This window comes from Mesorhizobium sp. M0848, from assembly GCF_040319805.1.
Taxonomy (GTDB): domain Bacteria; phylum Pseudomonadota; class Alphaproteobacteria; order Rhizobiales; family Rhizobiaceae; genus Mesorhizobium.
Window position 1 is genome coordinate 125,807 of record NZ_JAMYOM010000019.1, and the last position, 24,392, is coordinate 150,198.

Genomic DNA, 24,392 nt, shown 5'->3' on the forward strand with positions numbered 1-24,392 from the left:
AACAGAGCTGTCCATGACACAGCCACAATGCCGCTGAAACGGCGATACAAGGGCTGTTATGGCATTGCAAGCTGGCGCCGGCCTTGTGGCAAAGCCGGATTCCGGGCCGAAGCTCAGCCTGGCATCGCCCTAGGAGGCGAGGCGGTCCACGCGGCCTGTCTCCGGATCGATGCCGTGTTCCTTGAGCTTGCGATAGAGCGTCGAGCGGCCGATGCCGAGTCGGCGGGCGACTTCGCTCATCTGTCCGTTGTAGTGATCGATGGCAAGCTTGATCATCTCGAGTTCGACATCGGCAAGTGCCCGCACATTGCCGCGCTCGTCGAGCGCCCGCAACGTGCCGAAGCGAGGCTGCAGCCTTGCCGGCGGATCGAACGCGATTGCTGGGCCGCCCTCGCCGGGCAAGGCTTCGTCATCGCGCTCCTGCAAAGACTGGGAGGGCGCCGGCGCATCGCCGTCCATATCCAGGTTGACGGTGCCTTCCACTTGCGCCCGTATCTGCGGGAAGTCCTCGGCGGAAAGCACATCGCCTTCGCAAAGCACCGAGGCCCTGAAGACGGCATTTTCGAGCTGCCGGATGTTTCCAGGCCAGTCATAGGCCTGCAGCACGGCGAGCGCTGCCGCCGAAATACCCTGCAGGCGACGGTGCGGGTCGGCCGGCGCCACCTTCTCCATGAAATGGGTGACCAAATAGGGGATGTCGTCGCGGCGGTCGCGCAGCGGCGGCACGAAGATCGGGTAGACGTTCAGCCGATAGAACAGATCCTCGCGGAACTTGCCGTCCTTGACCTGCTGCAGGAGGTTGCGGTGCGTCGCCGAAATCAGCCTGATGTCGACCCTGACGGTCGAGCGTCCGCCGACCGGGTCGACCTCGCCGTCCTGGACCGCGCGCAACAGCTTGACCTGCACGTCGAGCGGCAGGTCGCCGATCTCGTCGAGGAACAGTGTGCCCGAATGCGCTTCGACGAACTTGCCCGTGTGCTTGTCGGTGGCGCCGGTGAACGAGCCCTTCTCATGGCCGAACAGGATCGATTCGACCAGATTGTCGGGGATGGCGCCGCAATTGACCGTGACGAAGGGTTTCGAACGGCGGTCGCCACTGCCCTGGATGGCGCGCGCCACCAGTTCCTTGCCGACGCCGGACTCGCCCTCGATCAGGATCGGGATGTTGGATGCCGCCGCTTTCTGGCCAAGGCGGATCACCCTGTCCATGGCCGGGCTGTGCGTGATCATGTCCTTGAAGGTCAGGAGGCCGCCGCGCCGGCGCGACGTGCGCTTGACCTCGCCCTCGACGGCCTCGACCTTGAGCGCATTGCCGATCGACGCCTGCAGCCTGTCGGGAGACGCCGGCTTGACGACGAAATCGAAGGCGCCATGACGCATCGCCGAAACCACGGTCTCGATGCCGCCCTGCGCGGTCTGCACGATGGTCGGCACGTTGATGTCGCGTTCGCGCATCGCCTTCAGCACGCCGATACCGTCGAGACCGGGCATGACCAGATCGAGGATGACCACCGACACCTCGCGGGCGCCGGGTCCATCGAGGATATCGAGAGCGGCCGCGCCGCCGTCGACGACGATTGCGCTGTAGCCGAACCGCGTCACCGCCGCTTCGAGCAGCCGGCGTTGCACCGGATCGTCATCGACTATGAGTATGGAACCTGTCATGACTGGTATGACTGCCCGCCCGAGGAATTCTGCCCTGTGGACCATCTTGGCATAGGGTTCTAAATAAGGTTTCAAAAAACCCGGTGAATGAATTCCTTAGGATTTGACCGGCTTCTCGTTTCCCCTCGAACCTTGGCCACGGAAGGTGTCGGCAATGCATAAGGATTCTGGGCACATGGTTTCCGCACGGCGGCTGACGGCGCCGGCGTCCGGTCAGGGCGCGGCCGAGCTGGGCGACCTGCCGGAATGGAACCTTGCCGACCTCTATGCCGGCATGGACGCGCCAGAACTGAAGCGCGACATCGCCAAGGCCGCGACTGATGCGACCACCTTCGAGAACCGCTGGAAGGGCACACTGGCCGCCGAGGCCGGGCGCGGCAGCGCCGGCAGGCTGGGCGAGGCGCTTGTCGCCTACGAGGCGCTGGAGGAACTGATCGGCCGCATCGTCTCCTATGCGGGACTGGTTTATGCCGGAAACACCGCTGATCCCCAGCGCGCCAAGCTCTATGGCGACGTCCAGGAGAAGATGACCGACGCCAGCGCGCACCTTCTGTTCTTCGCGCTCGAACTCAACCTGATAGACGATGCGTCGATCGAAGGCGCGCTCGCCGGCGACCCCGCCTTCGGTCACTACCGGCCATGGGTGCTCGATCTGCGCAAGGACAAGCCTTACCAGCTCGAGGACCGCGTCGAGCAGCTCTTCCACGAAAAGTCGATCACTGGGCGCGGCGCCTGGAACCGCCTGTTCGACGAGACGATGACCGACCTTCGCTTCGACATCGACGGCGAGGACCTGACGCTGGAGCCGGCGCTGAACCGCTTGCAGGATGCCGACGGCGAGGTGCGCCGCCGGGCGTCCGAGGCGCTGGCCACGACCTTCCGCAAAAATTTGCGCACCTTCACGCTGATCACCAACACGCTGGCCAAGGACAAGGAAATATCCGACCGCTGGCGCGGCTTCGAGGACATCGCCGATTCACGCCATCTCGCTAACCGCGTCGAGCGCAGCGTGGTGGACGCCCTTGCTTCCGCCGTTCGCGATGCCTATCCGCGCCTGTCGCACCGCTATTACGCGATGAAGGCGCGCTGGCTGGGCATGGAGGTGATGAACCACTGGGACCGCAACGCGCCGTTGCCGGATACGCCCCAGGCGATCATCGGCTGGGACGAGGCCAGGAACACGGTGCTGTCCGCCTATCAGCGCTTTTCGCCCGACATGGCCGAGATCGCACGAACCTTCTTCGACCGCAACTGGATCGACGCGCCGGTGCGGCCCGGCAAGTCGCCTGGCGCCTTCGCGCATCCGACCGTACCGTCGGCGCATCCCTATGTCCTGCTCAACTACATGGGCAAGCCGCGCGATGTGATGACGCTGGCGCACGAGCTTGGCCATGGGGTGCATCAGGTGCTGGCCGGCGGCCAGGGCGCACTGATGGCCTCGACGCCGCTGACGCTGGCCGAGACGGCATCGGTCTTCGGCGAGATGCTGACCTTCCGCTCGCTGCTCGACCAGACCACCGACCGGCGCGAGCGAAAGGCCATGCTCGCCCAGAAGGTCGAGGACATGATCAACACGGTCGTACGCCAGATCGCCTTCTATGAATTCGAGCGCAAGGTGCATGCCGAACGCAAGAACGGCGAACTGACCTCCGACAGGCTCGGTCAGTTCTGGCTCGAAGTGCAGGCCGAAAGTCTGGGTCCCGCTATCAAACTGCGCGAAGGCTACGAGGTGTTCTGGACCTACATCCCGCACTTCATCCATTCGCCCTTTTATGTCTATGCCTATGCTTTCGGGGACTGCCTGGTGAACTCGCTCTACGCCGTCTACCAGAACGCCGAGCGCGGCTTTCAGGACAAGTATTTCGAAATGCTGCGCGCGGGCGGCACCAAGCATCATTCCGAGCTTCTGGCACCCTTCGGGCTCGACGCAACCGATCCCGCCTTCTGGCAGATCGGACTTGGCGTCATCAGTGGCCTGATCGACGAGCTGGAAGCGCTCGACACCTGAGATGCGTCCCTCAGGCGTCGCTCTAACAGTTTAGCCGGAATGCATGTTGGGACAGCTCTACTATCGCCCTAAATATCTGTTCTTGAAGTACTCTCCACCGAAGTTTTCCGATAGCTTTCCACAAGCTCTATGATAGCCTTCGCTCCAAGCTCAGCCGGAGCGCATGCGGATCGGCGAGGAGAAATCTCAGCCGGCCGTGGCGCTCAGGCGAACGCGACAACGGCCGTTGGCCATGGGCAAGCAAAGCCGATCGCCGCAGCTCGAACCGAAGCCGGCTGTTCTGCTTACCGCGGAACCACCAAGAGTAGTCCTTCGCCGAAGGTCATGACCCACGGCAGACGGATCTGACTGGAGAGAGACAATGGGCACTTTTTTCTACGTGGTCCTGGCGTTCCTGATAGGCGTGTTGGTCGGTTGGTTCCTTTGGGGGCGCCTGCGCGGTGAACTCGACAGCTTGCGCGGCGACCTCGACCGTACACGCAGCGAACGCGACAGGCTGCGCACCGACAGCGACCGCCTGACCGGCGAACTCGATGCATGCGGCAAGACCCGCGCCGACCTCGAGCGCCGGCTGCGCGACGCGCCGGCCGCACCTGCCGCCGGAAGCAGCGCGGCAAAGCCGGCAAGCCAGGCGCCGGCGGCCCTGATGTCGACCCCCGCGCCGGCCAAATCCGCCGCCACAAAGCCCGCGCCGGCTAAACCGGCCGCCGCTGCGAAAGCGGTCTCTGCCAAGCCGGTCTCTGCCAAGGCGGTCTCTGCCAAGCCGGCGGCGAAACCCGCCGCCACCAAAGCCTCGGCTCCAGCCAAATCCGCGACGAGCAAGCCTGCAACAACAGCCAAGCCAGCAGCCGGCCCAGCATCCGGCAAGCCCGACAATCTGCGCCGGCTGATCGGTATCGGTCCGGTCAACGAGAAGCTGCTCAAGGCGCAAGGCGTCACCAACTTCGCCCAGATCGCGTCCTGGACCGCCGCCGATATCAAACGGATCGAGGACGTTATGAATTTCGACGGCCGTATCGCGCGCGAACGCTGGATCGAGCAGGCCAAGCTGCTCGCCTCCGGCAACGAGAAGGAATTCGCCAAGCAGTTTCCAACAGCCGGAACCACCGGCAACAGCTGATCGCTGGCGAATATTGAAGATTGCAAGCGGCGGCGCCATATCGGCGCCGCCGTTTGCTCTTGGTTCCTGAGTTGGCCCTAAGGTCGGCTTTAAGAGGCAGCGTGCCGTTCCCTCGATTGCGCGCGGGCGGCACCCCATATAGAGCGGTTGATGGCTTCATTGACCGCAGCATTCGGTGCCCATGTCCCTGCCCGCCGCAATTTTTCGCAATGACAAAAGCGCGCGCCAGCTCGTTTTCGACCGGCCGGCCGATATCATCGTGGCGCACGAAGCAGGGGATTTCGGGCCGGCTCTGGAAGCAGCACAAGCCGCGCATGATGCAGGCAAATGGCTTGCCGGCTATTTCTCGTATGAGGCGGGCTACCTGCTCGAACCCAAGCTCGTTCCCCTGCTGCCTAACGGACGCCGCTCCCCACTCGTGTGCCTTGGGGTTTTCGATGCCCCGGTCGAAGAGGCGGTGCCGCCGCGCGACACCACGGCGACCAACGGCCCGATCTTCGACGCCCGTGCGACGTGGTCGCCCGAGGATTATGAAAAACGCTTCTCGCGGCTGCACCAGCACATCCGGCAAGGTGATTGCTACCAGGGCAATTTGACCTTTCCCGTGCATGCGCAGTGGTCGGGCGAGCCGCTGGCCGCCTTCAATGCATTGACTGAACGTCAGCCGGTGAAATACGGCGCGCTGATCGCGCTCGGTGAACCCATCGTGCTGTCGCGCTCGCCTGAACTGTTCTTCGAGATCGACGCCGAGGGCATGATCGAGACGCATCCGATGAAGGGAACGGCGCCGCGCGGCGCCACCAAAGCCGAGGACGAACGGCAGAAGATCTTCCTGCGCAATGACGAGAAGAACCAGGCCGAAAACCGGATGATCGTCGATCTCCTGCGCAACGATATCTCGCTGATCAGCGAGGTGGGCACGCTGGACGTGCCGGCGCTGTTCCGCATCGAGACCTATCCGACCGTGCATCAGATGGTAAGCGACGTCAGGGCCAAACTGCTGCCGGGTCTCTCTATCCGCCAGATTTTCGCGGCGCTGTTTCCTTGCGGTTCGATTACCGGCGCGCCTAAGATCCGTGCCATGGAGATCCTGCGCGATCTGGAAGGCACGCCCCGCGATGCCTATTGCGGCGCCATAGGCTGGATCGCGCCCGGCGGCCCGATGCGCTTTTCCGTGGCGATCCGCACCATCTCGCTCTTTTCGGGCGGCGAGGCCGTCTACAATGTCGGAGGCGGCGTCGTCTTCGATTCCACGGCGCAGGAGGAGTATCAGGAGTGTCTGCTGAAAGCGCGCTTCGCGACGGGAACACCGCCGACTTTCAGTTGATCGAGACCATGCGCTGGGAACCCGGCCCGGGCTTCCTGCGCTTCGATCGTCATCTTGCGCGCCTCTATGGCTCGGCGGCGGAGCTCGGCTTCCACTGTGATCCAGGCACGGTCGGCGAGGCACTGAGCAGCGCGGCCGGCGGTTCCGGCGTTGCCATGCGCACGCGGCTTGTCCTGTCGCACGATGGTGAGGTGACGGCCTCGGCGCAACCTTATGAACCGCTCGCCGCCGACAAGGTCTGGATACTGCGGCTGGCGCGGACGAGGCTCGATTCGAACGACACGCTGCTGCGCCACAAGACCAGCCGACGACAGCTCTACACGCATGCCCGCGCCGAATATCTCGTCACCCAGGCCGACGAGGTGCTTATGGCCAACGAGCGCGGCGAGATCTGTGAAGGCACGATCACCAATGTCTTTGCCGATCTCGGCGACGGCGTGCTGGTCACACCCCGGCTCGACTGCGGCCTGCTGCCTGGTGTATTGCGCGCGCAGCTTCTGGATGAAGGCCGCGCCCGTGAAGCAATCTACAGCTTGGACGATCTGAAATCCGCCAAGTCCCTGTTCGTCGGCAATTCGCTGCGCGGAATAATCCCCGCAAGACTGACCTGAAACATGACGACTGTGCCCACTCACACACCCCCAGAGCATACGCCGCCCACCCACACGCCCTATGACGGCTCGTCGAAACTGTTCAGTATCGGGCTGAAGCCGCTCGACCCGGCGGACTGGATCGAGGTCGACGGCCATCTGCTGCCGTATCTCGCCGAAAAGCGCCGGCTCTATGCCGAAATCCCAGAGCGCGTTTTCGTCGAGGAAAACGGCACGCGGGACGCCCAGCAGGAAGTGCTCGACTTGCTCGCTGCGCATCTCCTGGAGAGGTTCCCCGAAACCCATCGGCTCGGCGGATCAGGCGTCGAGGTGGCGGGCGCGGCGAGCCGTCTGCCTGCTTCCCTTGCCGATGCGCCGCTGGCCAAGGCCTCACAGCTCGTCCAGGAAGACCTCATCCTGATGCGCAGCAGTGACAGCGGCTGGCGGCTGGTTGCCGGCTCGCTCTGCTTTCCCTCGTCCTGGTCGCTCCTGGAAAAATTCGGCAAGCCGCTGCAGGACATCCACGCGCCGGTGCCGGGTTTCGGCCCGGGCACGCGTCCGGCAGAACTCATCAACCGGATGTTCGATGGCCTCCAGGGGCAGGCCGTCGAGCGCTACAACTGGTCGATCCAGGCCGACAACGCGCTCTACCATCCGCTTTCCGACGTGCAGCGCATCGACCGCGCCACCAACAGGCCGTCGCGCTTCCCCGATGGCGACATCGACGCCCATGCCTTCATCCGCGTCGAGCGGCAAACCCTGCGCAAACTGCCTGTTTCACGCGATATCCTGTTCACCATCCGCATCCATCTCGACCCGCTCGCCGTACTGGCGAAGCACCCTGATCGGGCGAAGCTCGCAGCGTCTTTCGCCGCCCAGCTCGACGCGCTCGATCTCGCGCAGCTCGACTACAAGGGCCTGACATCAGACCGCGATCGGCTGATGACTGTCCTTAACCACATGGCCAACGCAGCGTAGCCGCTGGTTGGCGCTTTTCGCTGGTTTGTGACAATGATCTGTGATGTAGCGCATGGCCGCCGGGCAGAAATTCCCGGTTTTGCGCGTGTTTTCCCAGTTTCCTGGGTTTTGAAGGAGTGCTCGATAAAATGGCGAATGAAAACTGGCCCGTTTACGGTGAGATCAGCGGCCCCGTCGTGATGATCGGCTTCGGCTCGATCGGCCGGGGAACGCTGCCGCTGATCGAACGCCATTTCAAGTTCGACAAGTCGCGCATGACGGTCATCGACCCGCGCGACACCGACCGCAAGCTGCTCGACGAGCGCGGCATCGCCTTCGTCCAGGAAGCGGTGACCGAGAAGAACTACAAGAAGCTCTTGACCCCGCTTCTGACCAATGGCGGCGGCCAGGGCTTTTGCATCAACCTGTCGGTCGATACCGGCTCGGTGGATCTGATGCGGCTCTGCCGCAAGCTCGGTGTGCTCTACATCGACACCGTCGTCGAGCCGTGGCTCGGCTTCTATTTCGACGCCAAGGCGGACAACGCCAGCCGCACCAATTACGCGCTGCGCGAGTCGCTGCTCAAGGAAAAGCACGACAAGCCCGGCGGCGCCACGGCGGTCTCCACCTGCGGCGCCAATCCAGGCATGGTCTCGTGGTTCGTCAAGCAGGCGTTGGTCAATCTCGCCACCGATCTTGGCCTGGAATTCTCGGAGCCCGCGCAGGACGACCGCGAGGGCTGGGCCAAGCTGATGAAGAAGGCCGGCGTCAAGGGCATCCACATCGCCGAACGCGACACCCAGCGCACCAAGAAGCCGAAGCCGATGAATGTGTTCTGGAACACTTGGTCGGTAGAAGGCTTCATCTCCGAGGGCCTGCAGCCCGCGGAACTTGGCTGGGGCACGCACGAGACATGGATGCCGAAGAACGCCAAGAAGCACAAGCATGGCTCCAAGGCAGCCATCTATCTGGAGCAGCCGGGCGCCAATACGCGCGTGCGCTCGTGGTGTCCGACGCCCGGCGCGCAATACGGCCTGCTGGTGACGCACAATGAGGCGATCTCGATCGCCGATTTCTTCACCGTGCGTTCGAAGAAGGGCAAGGTGCATTACCGCCCGACCTGCCACTATGCCTACCATCCCTGCAACGACGCGATGCTGTCGCTTGACGAGATGTTCGGCGCCGCCGGCAAGCCTCAGCCGGTGCATCATGTGCTCGACGAGAACGAGTTAATCGACGGCGTCGACGAACTCGGCGTGCTGCTCTACGGCCACGACAAGAATGCCTATTGGTACGGCTCGCAGCTGTCGCTCGCCGAGGCGCGCAAGCTGGCGCCCTATCAGAACGCCACCGGCATGCAGGTCACCTCGGCGGTGCTCTCGGGCATGGTCTGGGCGCTGGAAAACCCCGAGGCCGGCATCGTCGAAGCCGACGAGATGGACTACAGGCGGTGCCTGGAAGTGCAGTCCCAGTATCTCGGACCGGTCAAGGGCTACTACACCGACTGGACGCCGCTCGATAACCGTCCCGGCCTGTTCCCGGAAGACCTCGACCGCAACGACCCGTGGCAGTTCCGCAACATCCTTGTGCGATAGCAGCACCGCCTACCTGCCTCACTGCCTTGCAATCGCCCGGAAATCGGGCGATTGAAGGGATGCGGACTGAGGAGAGGATTTTCATATGAACAACATTGCGCGCAAAGTTCTTTCGATGAGCGTAGCGGCGGCAGCCTTGGCCGGGCTTGCTGCTTGTGCGACCAGCGGTCCCGATGAGCCGCCCATGGCGGCGGCGCCGAAAGGCGTCGAGGGCTCCTGGATCGACGCCAAAGGCACCGGCCTGTCGACCTTCGCCGGCGGTACTTTCACGACGGTCGCCACCGACACCGGCCAGAAGCTTGCCGACGGCAGCTATACGATGACAGGCGCCACATCGGTGCAGATCAGCGGCACCTCGCTGATCCGCCAGACCGCGGTCAGCTTCAACTGCCTGATGGTATCGACAAGCCAGCTCAACTGCACGAGCTCCAGCGGTCAGAATTTCGTGCTGACAAGGCGCGTCTGAACCCACGACCATTCATTTTCCAAGGACGGCGGCCGGTTGGCCGCCGTCCTTTTTTGTGCCGGCAAAGGGTCCCGGATTCCGCTTGCGTCATCCGGAACGCGATGGGAACATGGCCGAAGCGCCGGCTGTAATGTTCCAGTCAAACAAGAGCGCTAGTGGCCTCTGACCAGCTTTCCGGGAGACGAAGATGAAGAAGCTTGCCGCCATTGCAGCCCTGTCAGCCTCAGCCCTCGGCCTGTCGGCCGGCGCGTCCTTTGCCGACTACACGCTGAACATCCTGCATATCAACGACTGGCACAGCCGCATCGAAGGCAACAACAAATATGAATCGACCTGCTCGGCGGACGAGGAAACCAAGGGCGAGTGCATCGGCGGCGCGGGCCGGCTGATCACCGCGATCGCCCAGGAGCGCAAGAAGCTGGAAGGCCAGAACGTGCTGCTGCTCAGCGCAGGCGACAATTTCCAGGGCTCACTGTTCTACTCCACTTACAAGGGCAAGGTCGAAGGCGAATTCCTCAACGAGATGAAGTTCGATGCCATGGCGCTCGGCAACCATGAATTCGACGACGGCGAAGTGGCCCTGGCGCCGTTCCTCGACATGATCAAGTTCCCGGTGCTCGGCGCCAATGTGAAGGCCAACGCGCAATCCAAGCTCGGCGACCGCATCAAGCCGTCTGTTGTCGTCGAGGTCGGCGGCCAGAAGATCGGCATCATCGGCGCGATCACCAACGACACGCCGGACCTCGCTTCCCCCGGACCCAACGTCGCAATAGAGGACGACGTCAAGTCGATCACCGCCGAAGTCGAGAAGCTCAAGGGCGAAGGCGTCAACAAGATCATCGCCGTGACCCATATCGGCTACAGGCGCGAACGCGACGTCATTGCCAAGATCCCGGGCATCGATGTCGTCGTCGGCGGCCACAGCCATTCCCTGCTGTCGAACACCGATCCGAAGGCCGAAGGCCCCTACCCGACGATGGTCGACAATCCGGACGGCTACAAGGTGCCGGTGGTGCAGGCGGCGTCCTACTCGAAATATCTCGGCGAGTTCAAGGTGGTGTTCGACGACAATGGCGTCGTCAAATCGGCCAGCGGCGACCCGATCTATCTCGACAAGTCGATCACCCCCGACCCGGCCGTGCTCGCCCGCATCAAGGAACTTGGCGCGCCGATCGAGGCGCTGAAGAACAAGGAAGTGGCGGAAACCACCGACGTCATCGACGGCAGTCGTGAGAGCTGCCGCACCCGAGAATGCGCGATGGGCAACCTCGTTTCCGACGCCGTCCTCGACCGCGTCAAGGGACAGGGCGTCGAAATCGTCATCTCCAATGGCGGCGGCCTGCGCGCCTCGATCGACAAGGGCACCGTCACCATGGGCGAGGTGCTGGCCGTGCTGCCGTTCCAGAACACGCTGGCGACCTTCCAGATTTCGGGCAAGGATCTGGTGGCCGGCCTCGAGGGCGGCCTCAGCCAGGTCGAGGACGGCGCCGGGCGCTTCCCCCAGGTCGCCGGCCTGAAATATTCCTTCGACAAATCCGTCGCGCCCAATGCCGGCCGCGTCAAGTCGGTGGAAGTCATGGAAGGCGGCGCCTGGACGCCGATCAAGCCGGACAAGGACTATCTGGTCGCAACCAACAACTATGTCCGCCAGGGCGGCGACGGCTACAAGATCTTCGCCGACAAGGCCAAGAATGCCTACGATTACGGCCCCGGCCTCGAACAGGTGGTTGCCGACTATCTCGGTGCCCACCGACCCTACACGCCGAAGCTCGACGGCCGCATCACCGAAATAGCCGCGACCGTCGCCGCGGCGCCTGCGGCCCCGGCAACCGATCCGGCTGAAGCCGCCAAGCCTGCTGAAGCGGCACCTGCAATGCCTGAATTGCCGGCCAACTCGGGCGATATCGCCAACACACCACCGGCCATATCGACGGAAGGAGCACCTCCCCCGCCAGCGCCACCAGCCGCGCCGGCTCCGGCCGAGCCGGCAAAGCCAGCGGAGGCGGCGCCGGCCGAAGCCAACCATGTCATCGTTGCCGGCGACACCTATTGGGATCTGGCCAAGAAGGCCTATGGCGACGGCGCCAAATGGAAGGTTATTTCGGGTGCCAACAAGGGCTATGAGCCGCGCCGGCTTCCTGTCGGCGCAACGCTGACCATCCCGCCGAAATAGCCTCGCTTATATGCCTGAATGACACCGTCCGTCCGAAAACCGGACGGGCGTCCTGTTTTCGGGCTAATGCATATCGCCCAAAAGTGAACTCGGTTTTGGGAGAACGACATGCATAAAAACAAAGACTTAAAGCGGGTCGTCTGAATCCATTCAGACAATCCGCTTTAAGGTGCGGCCAGACGCTGCATTGAATGCGCGCGCAAGATGGTTAGGTTCGCGTCTTCCGGAGAACCCTTATGACGCTTCCCACCCCTGCCGAACCCAAGGCCGCAAAGGCGCTCGGCCCGTTGCCCGCTGGGCATCCGCCGGTCAAGGCGGGCAAGATCGGCGTCATGCTGGTCAATCTCGGCACGCCCGACGGCACCGATTTCAAGCCGATGTGGCGGTATCTGCGTGAATTCCTGTCCGACCCGCGCGTCATCGAACTCAACAGGGCAATCTGGTATCCGATCCTCTATGGCCTTGTGCTCACCACGCGGCCCAAGAAGTCGGGCGCCAACTACGCCCGGATCTGGAACCGGGAAAAGAACGAGTCGCCGCTGCGCACCTATACCCGCGCCCAGGCCGAAAAGCTGGCCGACGCGCTGAGCGACCTGCCTGATGTCGTCGTCGACTGGGCGATGCGCTACGGCAACCCTTCAACCGCCAGCATTGCCCAGCGTCTGGTCGACCAGGGCTGCGACCGCATTCTTTCCTTCCCGCTCTATCCGCAATATTCAGCGACGACCACGGCAACAGCCAACGACCAGCTGTTTCGCGCGCTGATGAAAATGCGCCGTGCGCCGGCCGTCCGCAGCGTGCCGCCCTACTATGACGAACCGGTCTATATCGAAGCGCTGGCGCGCTCGATCGAACGGCATCTGGCGACGCTGGACTTCGAGCCGGAGGTGGTCATCACCTCCTATCACGGCATTCCAAAACCGTATTTCGAGAGGGGCGACCCCTATCATTGCCACTGCCAGAAGACGACGCGGCTGCTGCGCGAACGGCTTGGCTGGGATGACAAGAAACTGATCATCACCTTCCAGTCGCGCTTCGGCGCGCAGGAATGGCTGCAGCCCTATACTGACAAGACGGTGGAAAAACTCGCGCAGGACGGCGTCAAGTCGATCGCCATCGTCAATCCCGGCTTTTCCGTCGACTGCATCGAGACGCTGGACGAGATCGGCCGCGAGGCGGCCGAAACCTTCCACCATGCCGGCGGCAAGAATTTCGCCCATATCCCTTGCCTCAACGATAGCGCGGAAGGGATGGCGGTGATCGAGGCCATGGTGCGGCGCGAACTGTCCGGCTGGGTCTGAACCGGAACAACGCCTGCTCCGAGCCGTTAAGGCGCGCCCTCCGGAGAATTCGATGTCCCGCAAACTCGACCTCAGTAGTGGCCGGCCCGTGTGGTCCGCCTATCGGGCGCCTGCGGTACCGACGGACAGCCTGATCCGGGACGTCAAGACGGATGTGCTGATCGTCGGCATGGGCATCAGCGGCGCCATGATGACCGAGGCGCTGACGGCCGATGGCCATCGGGTGATCTGCATCGACCGGCGCGGCCCGCTGAAGGGCTCGACGGCCGCAACCACCGCACTGGTGGCATTCGAAATAGACCAGCCTCTCTCCACGCTCTCGAAGATGGTTGGCAGAGCCTCGGCCCAGCAGGCCTGGCGACGCTCGCGGCTCGCCGTTTCCAATCTCGCCGGACGGATTGCCGAACTCGGCATCAACTGTGGCCTGAGCCGCATGCCATCACTCTATCTGGCCGGCACGATGCTTGGTCCGTCGGAACTGCGCGACGAGGCCGAGGCACGTCGGCTAGCCGGCATCGGCGCCATCTGCTTAACCCGACAACAGCTAGCTGAGAAATTCGGCATCGACCGCGAAGGCGCCATTCTCGGCCACGGCAACATCGCGCTCGACCCGCGCAAGCTGACGGCTGGGCTGCAGCTGAAATCCCTGGAGCGCAAGGCACGCTTCTATGCCCCCGTCGAAGCCACAATGATCGAGGACAGCGCCGAAGCTGTTGTCGTCGCGACCAGGGATGGCCCAACCATAACCGCACGACATGTTGTTCTGGCCACCGGCTACGAACTTGTCGACATCGTGCCGGCCGCGGCCCACCGGATCATCTCGACATGGGCGATTGCGACACGCCCGCAACCGCGAAAGCTCTGGCCGGACGCAGCATTCATCTGGGAAGCGTCGGAGCCGTATCTGTATATGCGCACGACGGTCGACGGCCGGGTCATATGCGGCGGCGAGGACGAGGATTTTATCGACGAAGCGCGGCGCGACGAGCTGATCGCCGACAAGAGCACACGCATCGCCGAGAAGCTCGGCCTGATATTTCCGCATCTCGACACCAGACCCGATTTTGCCTGGACCGGCTCGTTCGGCACCACGACCACCGGCCTGCCTTATATCGGCGCCATTCCCCGCCACCCGCGCATCCATGCGGTGCTGGGCTACGGCGGCAACGGCATCACCTTCTCGCAGATCGCTTCCGAGATTGTCCCGGCTTCGATCAACGGGCTGGATGACACGGATGCAAGGTTGTTTGCCTTCAACCGCTGAGTGCAACCCTATAAACAATCCATCATCACCTGATTGTAACGCATCTGAAATACACTTAAGTCTTTGGTGAAGTCGGCTGCGCGAGAATGGCTTGAGCGGCCTTCGTCTGAGGGAGAGCCAAATGGATTTCAGTGGTTTCGATATTGCGGTTGGTGCACTTGCACTTCTGGTATTGGTGCTGCTGATCAAAGGCATCAGGACAATCCCGCAAGGTTACAATTATACGGTGGAGCGTTTTGGCCGTTACACCAAGACACTGAGCCCAGGCCTCAATTTCATTTTCCCGTTCATCGACCGCATCGGCGCCAAGATGAACATGATGGAGCAGGTGCTCGACGTCCCGAGCCAGGAAATCATCACCCGGGACAACGCCATCGTCGGTGTCGACGGCATTGCCTTTTTCCAGATCCTCAACGCAGCGCAGGCCGCCTACCAGGTTGCCGGCCTGCAGAACGCTATCCTCAACCTGACGATGACCAACATCCGTACCGTCATGGGTTCGATGGACCTCGATGAACTCCTGTCGAACCGCGACGCCATCAACGAGCGCCTGCTGCGCGTCGTCGATGAAGCGGCCCATCCGTGGGGCATCAAGATCACCCGCGTCGAAATCAAGGACATCAACCCGCCGGCCAACCTTATCGAATCGATGGGCCGGCAAATGACGGCGGAACGCAACAAGCGCGCGCAGATCCTTGCCGCCGAAGGTCTCAAGCAGTCGCAGATCCTCGAGGCCGAGGGCCGCAAGGAAGCCGCCTTCCGCGATGCCGAGGCGCGCGAACGTTCGGCCGAGGCGGAAGCCCGCGCCACCCAGGTGGTGTCGGAAGCGATCTCCAAAGGCGATGTGCAGGCGCTGAACTATTTCGTAGCGCTGAAATACACTGAAGCGCTTGGCAGGATCGGCACGGCCACCAACAGCAAGATCGTGCTGATGCCCTTCGAGGCATCGTCGCTGATCGGTTCGCTCGGCGGCATTGGCGAGATCGCCAAGGAAGTCTTCCGCAGCGAAGGCACGACCGGCTCGCAGAGGCAGGCCGCGCGCCCGCCGGTCGTTCGCCCAACCGACAACTGAGGTCGAAACCAATGATCGACCGCATCGTTTCCGAACTCGGCCCGTGGAACTGGATGGTACTCGGTTTCGTCCTGCTGGTGATGGAAATCATCGCACCGGGTATCTTCATGCTGTGGATCGGCATCGCCGCGCTGATCATCGGCGCCGTGTCGCTGCTGATCTGGGACGCCGGCTTCTGGACCTGGCAGGTTCAGGTCCTCGCCTTCCTGGCGCTGTCGCTGGTCTCGGCCTATGTCGGCAAAAAGCTGGTCGGCAGCCGCAACGACCCGACCGACCAGCCGCTGCTCAACCGGCGCGGCGCGCAAATGGTCGGCAGGATGGCGACACTTGCCGAGCCGATCCGGGACGGACGCGGCCGCATCAAGCTGGGCGATACGCTGTGGCGTGTCTCCGGCCCGGATTTGCCGGCCGGCACGCAAGTGCGCGTGACGGGCGCGGCCGATACGGATCTGGAACTGACCGTCGAGGCGGTCTGAACGAGCGGCGTTAAGAGTGTGTCGAGATCCGGGTCAGGCCGGCATCACCGAAGATCAGCGCTCTTAGGCGGCGCCGATACGCAGCAGGTCGTGCAGGTGGATGAGGCCGACTGGTTTCCGGCCCTCCACCACCATCAGGCTGGTGATGGCTGAATTGTTGATCGTCTGCAGCGCCGTTGCCACCAGCGTGTCCGGCGTCGCGGTCTTCGGGCCTTTTGTCATCACCTGATCCACCGTCATCGCCAGCAGATTGCTGCCGATGTGACGGCGGATGTCGCCATCGGTGATGATGCCGACCAGCGCACCGTCGGCGTCGGTGATCGCGACGCAGCCAAACCCCTTGCGCGACAGTTCCAGGATCGCGTCCTGCATGCCGGTGCCCGCAACCACCACCGGCAGCCTGTCGCCGACATGCATGATCTCGCGAATCTGTGTCAGGTTGGCGCCGAGCTGGCCGCCCGGGTGAAAGGTGCGGAAATGATCCGGCGTGAAGCCGCGTGCTTCGAGCAGCGCGATCGCCAGCGCGTCGCCCATCACCAGTTGCAGCAGCGTCGATGTCGTCGGCGCCAGGCCGTGCGGGCAGGCTTCCGGAGCGCGCGGCAAAAGCAGCACCACGTCCGCCGCCCGCGCCAGCGCCGATGTCTCTCCGGCGGTGATGGCGATCAGCGGAATGGAAAAGCGCCTGGAATAGGCGACGATGCCCATCAGTTCCTTGCTCTCGCCCGACCACGACATGGCGATGATGGCGTCGTCCCTGGCGATCATGCCGAGATCGCCGTGGTTGGCTTCTGCGGGATGGACAAAGAAAGCCGGCGTGCCGGTCGAGGCCAGCGTCGCCGCGATCTTCGAACCGATATGGCCGCTTTTGCCGACACCGGTGACGATGAGCCGGCCTTCAATCCCAGAGATCATCTCGACCGCCTGCGCGAAAGGCGCGGCCAATCCGTTCTCCAAGGCCTCGGCAAGGGCTGCAACCCCAGCCTGTTCTGTCGCCACCGTCCTCAGCGCCGAAGCGATCGAGGCTTGCCTGTCCGAAGGCTTCTTATCCAGGGATCCCGCATGCATGGCTGATGCGATTAGCGCTTTGCCGGCGCGCTGTCCAACAGAAATGGCCCAAGGCGTGTTGCCCGAACGTGTGCGGTGGTTTTTGACGACGGCAGGGGCGAAAACCAAAAGCTTGACGCACGCGGTATGAATGCCTTTGGAAATCAGCGCTTCAGGCGGCTGACGGGCCGCCGCCTCAACCCTCCGTTAACCATCCCCATTTACGGTTCGGTAAGTATGGCGCGCGTGCGCCGCGCAAGCAGTGGTGGCGATGTCCGGGGCCCAGCCAGAAAATTCGACAGGACGTGGGGGCAAGGCGGTCTGCGCCTTGCTGCTGGCAACCAGCATGTTTGCCTTGCTGCGCCCGACGGCGCTCCATGCCCAGGAAACCGAACTGCGCGGCGAGGTTTCGGAATCGGCGATCCTGTCCGACCAGCAGCGCAAGGCGAGACAGCTGGCCCTCGCAGCGCAGGGTCAACAGCCGGCCAATGCCGCGCAGGACAATGCGCCGGCCCGCACCTACCTGCCGGCCAGCGCCGGTGCCGTGCCTGACGACGCCGACACTGGCGACGCCACCGCGACCGGCAGCCTCTTCGACCCGGCGTCAGCCACCGACGACACGGCCGCCGACACTGCGGCGCCGCCCAAGCCTCGCCGCCGCTCATCGACCGCCGGGCAGAATGCTGCTGACCAGGCCAAGGACAAGGCTGCCGACAAGTCGAAAAAGAAGAAGAAATCGACGGCCGACACCTCCGACATCACCGCTTCCACGACGGCCTCCACGACGGACGCCGCCGATGGTGCAGAGACCGATGCGGACACGGCCAACCGCCGCGCCCTCACCATCGACAGTGCCGACAGGCAGAAGCTCGACCCAGGCGCAGAGCGCACGGACGCCATCGAAGGCCAGAAGAAGAAGCCGGAGGATGATCCGTTTGCTGCCACCGGCGTCAAATGGGGCTCGTTCGTCATCCGGCCGACGATCGAACAGGGCCTGACCGCCACCTCGAACGGTGATTCGAGCAGTGCCGGCACGTCGGCGCTGCTGTCCGAGACGGCGCTGCGCTTTTCCGCCGCCTCCGACTGGCGCGAGAACTCAGCCACGATCGACGGCTATGGCCTTTTTCGCGAGACTGTCTCGGGTTACCCGGTTCACGACGAGCAAGGGCGCATCGAAGGCCAGCTCAATGTCGACCTTGACAATGAGTTGCGCGCCATCGCCAAGCTCGGCTACGAGGCCGTGCCGGAATCGGCATCATCGCCGGACGCCATCGCCGGCGTCAGCAAGCAGCCGTTGCGGCAGACCATCGATGGCAGCCTCGCCGTCGAAAAGCATCTCGGCAAGATGCAGTACACGTTGACCGGCGCGGTCTCGCACGACTTCTACGGCGACGCCAAGCTCTCGGACGGTACCTCGCTGTCGCAGAAGGATCAGGACTCCACGCTCTACACGGCGACGCTGCGCACCGGCTACGAGATCTCCCCTGCCCTGACCCCTTTCACCGAAATCGAGGTCGGCCGCCGGACTTATGATCAACGCATCGACAATGAGGGCTTCGAGCGCTCGTCGACGCGGCTCGGCGCCCGCGCTGGCCTTACACTCGACATGGGTGAGAAGCTGTCGGGCGAATTCTCGGCCGGCTGGCTCAGGGAAGCGATCGACGACAAAAATCTTGATGCGATCTCCGGTGCCACCGTCAACGCCGACCTCAAATGGTCACCCGAGCGCGGCACAACGATCGGCCTGACCGGGCGGACCACCGTCGAGCCCACGACCACATCGGGCGAAAGCGGCGACATCCTCTATTCCGGTCGCCTGACAGGCGAACGCCAGATTCGCGCCAACCTCACCGCCAACGCGGCTCTGGGCCTCGACTGGCGTGATTACATCGGCATCGACGGCCATGACAGGGTGTTGAGCGCCGAGGCCGGACTGACCTGGTGGCTGAACCGCTACACCGGCCTGACCACAAGAGTGAGGACCGAGAAGCTGACCAGCAATCTGCCGGGCCGAGACTACACTGCCAACAGCATCTTCCTTGGCGTCAAGGTGCAGCGCTGAACGGCCGCACCAACATCCGGCCGCTCGCTATAATACCTTAAAACGCAGCGCCGCGGCGCTCAGACGGCTTCAGCTCGTCGAGAAGCGTGCGGATGACGCCAGCCATGTTCTCGTTCATGTCGCTGCGCCACAGCGCGAAGGCGACGTTGGCCTCGACGAAGCCTTCCGGCGATCCGCAGTCGAACGTGCGGCCCCGATAGTGGTAGCCGTAGAAAGGCTGCTGCTTTTCCAGCTTCAGCATGGCGTCGGTGAGCTGGATCTCGTTGCCGGCGCCTTTTTCCTGGCCTTCGAGGATCTTGAATATCTCCGGCTGCAGGATGTAGCGGCCGTTGATGTAAAGGTTGGACGGCGCGGTGCCGGCCTTCGGCTTTTCCACCATCTCGGTGATGCGGAAACCGTGATGCGTGTCCTCGCCGCGGCCGACGATGCCGTATTTGTGGGCTTCGGCGGGAGCGCATTCCTGCACCGCGATGATGTTGTTGCCGGTCTCCTCGTAGAGCTCGACCATTGCCTTCGTGCAGCTCTTCTCCGACTGCATGATCATGTCGGGCAGCAAAAGCGCGAAGGGCTCGTCGCCGACGAGCTCGCGGGCGCACCAGACGGCGTGACCAAGTCCCATCGGTACCTGCTGGCGTGTGAAACTGGTCTGCCCCGGCGCCGGCTGCAGCCGTTGCAGGCGGGCGAGCTGGTCGTCTTTGCCGCGCTGGGCCAGCGTGTCATAGAGTTCGAACTGGATGTCGAAATGGTCCTCGATGACGGCCTTGTTGCGGCCGGTGACGAAGATGAAATGCTCGATGCCGGCCTCGCGCGCCTCATCCACCACATACTGGATCACCGGCCGGTCGACGACGGTCAGCATTTCCTTGGGGACAGCCTTGGTGGCCGGGAGAAACCGTGTGCCGAGACCGGCGACCGGGAAGACTGCCTTGCGAACTCTCTTCATGCTTTCAATTATCCGTTTGAGGGCCAGCTCCGCAATCCCCGTTCCAAGACATTTTCACGCCGGAATTGGGGACTACTGGGCAACTGAGAGGAATGTCCACCGGTAAAGCTTCGAAGCGTCTTTTCGTTCCCGGTGGCGCCTATGGTAAACTAATTCCTAACCTGGTTCGGCGATGAATGGTCTTTCCTGAGACAGAGAAGGAGGAAAAGATGTCCGTTCGCAATGCCGCAAAACGTTTTACCAGCGTCATAGCGGCAGCCAGCCTATCGCTCGCTCTGCTGATGCCTGGCCCCGCTTTCGCCGATGCCGGTTTCCGGCAGTGGGTCGCCGGCTTCCGCGCCACCGCCGTGCAGAGCGGCGTTTCCGGCGCCCTCTACGACCAGGCCTTCAGGAACATCAGGGATATAGATCCGGTGGTGCTGGAAAAGGCGCGTACGCAGCCTGAATTCACGGCCCCTGCCTGGGACTATTTCGACAACCGCGTCCATGACCAGTCGGTCGCCGTCGGCCAGCAGATGGCCAGGAAATGGAAGCCGTGGCTGGACCGGATCGAGGCCAGGTTCGGTGTCAACCGCTACATCCTGCTGGCCATCTGGTCGATGGAATCGAACTATGGCGAGATCCTCAAGCGCGACGACATCATGCGCAACGTCGTGCGCTCGCTGGCGACCTTGGCCTATGCCGATCCGAAGCGGGCGAAATTCGCCCGCACCCAGCTGGTCGCCGCACTGAAGATCCTGCAGACCGGCGACATCGACGAAAGCCATCTGAGCGGATCCTGGGCCGGCGCCATGGGCCACACCCAGTTCATCCCGACCAGCTATCTGCACTATGCCGTGGACATGGACGGCAATGGCAAGCGCGACATCTGGAATTCGATCCCCGATGCGCTGGCGACATCAGCCAATTTGCTGAAGAAGAATGGCTGGCAGGCCGGCAAGACCTGGGGTTACGAGGTCGCCCTGCCGGCTGGCAAACTTCCCGGCGGTTCCAAGACGCTGTCGCAGTGGCAGGCGCTTGGCGTCGTCAGGGCCAATGGCAAGCCGTTCAAGAACGGCTCCGACAAAGCGACGCTGAAAGTACCGGACGGCCGCAGCGGGCCGGCCTTCCTGATGATCAAGAATTTCACGGTCATCAAAGCCTACAACAACGCCGACAAATATGCGCTTGCCGTCGGCCTTCTTGCCGACGAAATCGCCGGCTCCAGCGGTCTCGTGCAGGACTGGAAGCGGCCTTTCACCAAGCTCACTTTCGAGGAAAGGCAGGAGCTGCAGCAGCGGCTTTCCCAACATGGCCTTTATGACGGCAAGTTCGACGGCAAGATAGGCGACGGCTCGAAATCAGCCATCTTGGCCTTCCAGGCCAAGGCCGGCTTGACCCAGGACGGTTACCCGAGCATGGAAGTGCTGAAGTGGCTCCGGCAGAAATAGAGCCGCCTGCGGTGCCGCGCGGCCTTTCGGTCGCGCAAAGGACGCTGTAGCAATCTGGTTGGCGCAAAGTCCGTTTGAAAAGTACGACTTTTCAAAAAGGGCTGCGCCAAGGGATGGAGGAAACGATTGGCTTCGGCTGCGCGCATCGCAGGGCTTGTTCGTCGCATGCCGGTGCTCATCCTGGCCGTGATCGTGCTCACCGTCGGTGTGGCTGGCGCCTTTCATGCGCCCGCCATGGCGCAGGAGCAGCAAAACCGCGGCTGGTCGCTGCGCGACCTTCTGTTTCCGCGCCGCAGCGAGCGCATCGAGCCGCCGCAGGACATCCAGAAGCCGAGGCCCAGGCCCAAGGCGAAAAAACCCCGTGCCCCGCGCCCGCCCGCGGAACCGGAAATCCAGGTGGTCGACAAGGCACCGGACGCTCGCACCGTCCTGGTGGTCGGCGACTTCATGGCGGCCGGCCTCGCCGAAGGCCTCGATACCGCCTTTGCCGAGAATGCCGGCGTCAGGATCGTCGTTCGCAGCAATGGCTCGTCCGGCTTCGTACGCGACGACTTCTACAACTGGCCCGAACAGATCAAATCGCTGATCGAGACCGAAAAACCTGCCGCCGTGATCGTCATGCTGGGTTCCAACGACCGCCAGCAGATGAAGGTGGGTGACGTGCGCGAACAGCCCCGCTCTGAAACCTGGACCAAGGAATATGAGCGCCGGACCGAGGCGTTCGGCAAAGCTATCGCGGAGGCAAAGGTACCTTTCCTATGGGTCGGCATGCCGGCGTTCCGGGTGCCGAAGATGACCTCCGACATGCTGGCCTTCAACGACATCTACCATCAGGCCGCTGAAAGCCATGGCGGTGAATTCGTCGACGTCTGGGACGGCTTCGTCGATGAGAACGGTGCTTTCGTCACCAGCGGCCCCGACATCAACGGCCAGCCGGTGCGGCTGCGCGCCGATGACGGCATCAACGTCTCGAGGGCGGGCAAGCGCAAACTCGCCTTCTATACCGAAAAACCGCTGCTGAAGATCCTCGGCCTGACCGCGCCTGGAAGCGTGATTACACCGTCCGCTCCGGCGGGCGCCCCTGTCGAGGCGCCGGCGCCGGCCGCGGCCCCCATCGTCATCGACCGCACCGCGCCGATGCTGCTCAGCGATCCGGCACTCGACGGTGGCTCCGAACTGCTGGGCGCGGCACCGCCGGCGAAGGCAAATCCGGACCTGCCCGGTGAAAAGCTTGTGGTCGAGGGCAAGGCACCGATTGCATCGCCCGGCCGCGCCGACGATTTCTCCTGGCCGTCGAAGGCCGCAACCGGCACCACGACCGCGATCAATCGTTAATATCGCTGCACGCTCCTGGGCTCAGCGCGGGAGAACGCTCGACCCCATCAACGCCTCGTCGATCGAGCGTGCCGCCTGGCGGCCCTCGCGGATTGCCCAGACGACCAGCGACTGGCCACGACGCACGTCGCCGGCCGCATAGAGCCTGTCCACGCTGGTCCTGTAGTCGCGGTCATTGGCCTCGACATTCCTGGAACGGCGGCTGTCGGTGGCGATCTTCATCTGCCCGTCCAATTCTCTCGCCACACCGGCCGCGGCCGGCCCGGCAAAGCCGATGGCGATGAAAGCGAGATCAGCACGAATGACGAATTCGGTACCGGCGATCGGCTTGCGCTTGTCGTCGACCTCGCAGCACTTGACGCCGGTCAGCTGGCCTTCCTCGCCGATGAATTCGAGCGTCGCCACCTGGAATTCGCGCTCGGCGCCTTCGGCCTGCGAGGACGAAGTGCGCATCTTGGTCGCCCAGTAGGGCCAGACCGAAAGCTTGTCTTCCTTCTCCGGCGGTTGCGGACGGATATCGAGCTGGGTGACGCGCACCGCGCCTTGGCGGAAAGCAGTGCCGACACAGTCGGAGGCGGTATCGCCGCCGCCGACGACGACAACATGCTGGCCGCCGGCGATGATCGGATGCGACGGCCACGCCACCGACTGGATCGGTTCGCCGCCGACTCGCCTGTTCTGCTGCACCAGATAGGGCATCGCGTCATGCACGCCGCCGAGATCGTCGCCGGGAATGCCGGCCGCGCGCGGCGTTTCCGAGCCGCCGCAATAGAGCACGGCATCATGTTCGGCGAGCAGCTCGGCAACCGACTTGTCGACGCCGACATTGACGCCGCAATGGAATGTCACGCCCTCACCCTGCATCTGCTCGATGCGCCGGTCGATGTAGTGCTTCTCGATCTTGAAGTCGGGAATGCCGTAGCGCATCAGCCCGCCGGGCCGGCTCTCGCGCTCATACACGTGGACGTCATGGCCGGCGCGGCCAAGCTGCTGGGCAGCCGCCATACCGGCCGGACCGGAACCGATGACGGCGACGCGCTTGCCGGTCTTCTTCTCCGGCGGATAAGGCCTGATATGGCCGGTTTCATAGGCCTTGTCGGCGATCGCCTGCTCGACCGTCTTGATGGCGACGGGAATGTCCTCGAGGTTCAGCGTGCAGGCTTCCTCGCAGGGCGCGGGGCAGATGCGGCCGGTGAACTCCGGGAAATTGTTGGTCGAATGCAGGTTGCGGATCGCGTTGTCCCAGTCGCCATTGTAGACGAGGTCGTTCCAGTCTGGGATCTGGTTGTGGATGGGGCAGCCGGTCGGCCCGTGGCAGAACGGAATGCCACAATCCATGCAGCGCGCGGCCTGTTTCTCGACCTCCTTGTCCGACATCGGCAGCGTGAATTCGCGGAAATGCCGGATGCGATCGGAGGCCGGCTGGTACTTGTGCACCTGCCGGTCGATTTCGAGAAAGCCTGTTACCTTGCCCATAGTCCAGTTCCTGCTGTCCAGATGGTACGGTTTTCGCCGCACCCGTTAACCCCTTGAGGCAGCCATGGCAACCTTTCGCACGAGGTCA

General features: G+C 63.3%; 19 protein-coding genes. 15 read left to right on the top strand and 4 right to left on the bottom strand.

Annotation, left to right across the window (positions count from 1 at the left end):
* Positions 1–129 precede the first annotated feature (129 nt).
* Positions 130–1,665: a sigma-54-dependent transcriptional regulator gene (locus NKH95_RS21990; protein ID WP_352775047.1), complete on the bottom strand. Its 1,536-nt coding sequence runs from the start codon at positions 1,663–1,665 to the stop codon at positions 130–132.
* A 175-nt stretch (positions 1,666–1,840) separates the two neighbouring features.
* Between NKH95_RS21990 and NKH95_RS21995 the strand changes: the two genes are divergently transcribed.
* From NKH95_RS21995 to NKH95_RS22050, 12 genes are all read left to right on the top strand, one after another.
* Positions 1,841–3,673 (top strand): M3 family oligoendopeptidase, encoded by a 1,833-nt coding sequence (locus tag NKH95_RS21995; protein WP_352441870.1) that lies wholly within the window; start codon positions 1,841–1,843, stop codon positions 3,671–3,673.
* A gap of 361 nt (positions 3,674–4,034) precedes the next feature.
* Positions 4,035–4,793: a helix-hairpin-helix domain-containing protein gene (locus NKH95_RS22000; RefSeq protein WP_352441869.1), complete on the top strand. Its 759-nt coding sequence runs from the start codon at positions 4,035–4,037 to the stop codon at positions 4,791–4,793.
* A 181-nt stretch (positions 4,794–4,974) separates the two neighbouring features.
* The gene (locus tag NKH95_RS22005; RefSeq protein ID WP_352722617.1) at positions 4,975–6,120 is read left to right on the top strand and encodes an aminodeoxychorismate synthase component I; all 1,146 of its coding nucleotides are present in this window, start codon (positions 4,975–4,977) and stop codon (positions 6,118–6,120) included.
* Positions 6,069–6,731 (top strand): aminotransferase class IV family protein, encoded by a 663-nt coding sequence (locus NKH95_RS22010; RefSeq protein ID WP_352893108.1) that lies wholly within the window; start codon positions 6,069–6,071, stop codon positions 6,729–6,731. The genes NKH95_RS22005 and NKH95_RS22010 overlap by 52 nt, the downstream gene beginning before the upstream one ends.
* Positions 6,732–6,734: 3 nt before the next feature.
* Positions 6,735–7,688: a heme-dependent oxidative N-demethylase family protein gene (locus tag NKH95_RS22015; protein ID WP_352893111.1), complete on the top strand. Its 954-nt coding sequence runs from the start codon at positions 6,735–6,737 to the stop codon at positions 7,686–7,688.
* Between the two features lie 128 nt (positions 7,689–7,816).
* Complete coding sequence (locus tag NKH95_RS22020; RefSeq protein ID WP_023810061.1) at positions 7,817–9,262, top strand: homospermidine synthase; 1,446 nt, start codon at positions 7,817–7,819, stop codon at positions 9,260–9,262.
* Between the two features lie 85 nt (positions 9,263–9,347).
* Positions 9,348–9,728 (top strand): outer membrane lipoprotein Omp10, encoded by a 381-nt coding sequence (gene omp10 / locus NKH95_RS22025; RefSeq protein ID WP_031212818.1) that lies wholly within the window; start codon positions 9,348–9,350, stop codon positions 9,726–9,728.
* 187 nt (positions 9,729–9,915) lie between these two features.
* Positions 9,916–11,901, top strand: coding sequence for a 5'-nucleotidase C-terminal domain-containing protein (locus tag NKH95_RS22030; protein WP_352893113.1), 1,986 nt, complete (start codon positions 9,916–9,918; stop codon positions 11,899–11,901).
* Between the two features lie 236 nt (positions 11,902–12,137).
* Complete coding sequence (gene hemH / locus NKH95_RS22035) at positions 12,138–13,202, top strand: ferrochelatase (protein WP_352441865.1); 1,065 nt, start codon at positions 12,138–12,140, stop codon at positions 13,200–13,202.
* Between the two features lie 52 nt (positions 13,203–13,254).
* The gene (locus NKH95_RS22040; RefSeq protein ID WP_352632053.1) at positions 13,255–14,466 is read left to right on the top strand and encodes an NAD(P)/FAD-dependent oxidoreductase; all 1,212 of its coding nucleotides are present in this window, start codon (positions 13,255–13,257) and stop codon (positions 14,464–14,466) included.
* A 121-nt stretch (positions 14,467–14,587) separates the two neighbouring features.
* On the top strand, positions 14,588–15,538 hold the full coding sequence (locus tag NKH95_RS22045; RefSeq protein ID WP_023810066.1) for an SPFH domain-containing protein: 951 nt from the start codon (positions 14,588–14,590) through the stop codon (positions 15,536–15,538).
* An 11-nt stretch (positions 15,539–15,549) separates the two neighbouring features.
* Positions 15,550–16,014: an NfeD family protein gene (locus tag NKH95_RS22050; protein ID WP_023810067.1), complete on the top strand. Its 465-nt coding sequence runs from the start codon at positions 15,550–15,552 to the stop codon at positions 16,012–16,014.
* A 63-nt stretch (positions 16,015–16,077) separates the two neighbouring features.
* On the opposite strand, the gene NKH95_RS22055 is transcribed toward NKH95_RS22050, so the two are convergent.
* The gene (locus NKH95_RS22055) at positions 16,078–17,079 is read right to left on the bottom strand and encodes a KpsF/GutQ family sugar-phosphate isomerase (protein ID WP_352632049.1); all 1,002 of its coding nucleotides are present in this window, start codon (positions 17,077–17,079) and stop codon (positions 16,078–16,080) included.
* 250 nt (positions 17,080–17,329) lie between these two features.
* On the opposite strand from NKH95_RS22055, the gene NKH95_RS22060 reads away from it, so the two are divergent.
* On the top strand, positions 17,330–19,120 hold the full coding sequence (locus NKH95_RS22060) for an outer membrane beta-barrel protein (protein ID WP_352893115.1): 1,791 nt from the start codon (positions 17,330–17,332) through the stop codon (positions 19,118–19,120).
* 37 nt (positions 19,121–19,157) lie between these two features.
* On the opposite strand, the gene galU is transcribed toward NKH95_RS22060, so the two are convergent.
* Positions 19,158–20,063 (bottom strand): UTP--glucose-1-phosphate uridylyltransferase GalU, encoded by a 906-nt coding sequence (gene galU, locus NKH95_RS22065; RefSeq protein ID WP_023810070.1) that lies wholly within the window; start codon positions 20,061–20,063, stop codon positions 19,158–19,160.
* 209 nt (positions 20,064–20,272) lie between these two features.
* Here galU and NKH95_RS22070 point away from each other — a divergent pair, with 209 nt between their 5' ends.
* On the top strand, positions 20,273–21,493 hold the full coding sequence (locus NKH95_RS22070; RefSeq protein WP_127290518.1) for a lytic murein transglycosylase: 1,221 nt from the start codon (positions 20,273–20,275) through the stop codon (positions 21,491–21,493).
* A gap of 126 nt (positions 21,494–21,619) precedes the next feature.
* A complete protein-coding gene (locus NKH95_RS22075; RefSeq protein ID WP_352893119.1) occupies positions 21,620–22,828 on the top strand; it encodes an SGNH/GDSL hydrolase family protein in 1,209 nt (402 codons plus the stop codon).
* 21 nt (positions 22,829–22,849) lie between these two features.
* On the opposite strand, the gene NKH95_RS22080 is transcribed toward NKH95_RS22075, so the two are convergent.
* On the bottom strand, positions 22,850–24,304 hold the full coding sequence (locus tag NKH95_RS22080; RefSeq protein ID WP_352893120.1) for a glutamate synthase subunit beta: 1,455 nt from the start codon (positions 24,302–24,304) through the stop codon (positions 22,850–22,852).
* Between the last annotated feature and the right edge of the window lie 88 nt (positions 24,305–24,392).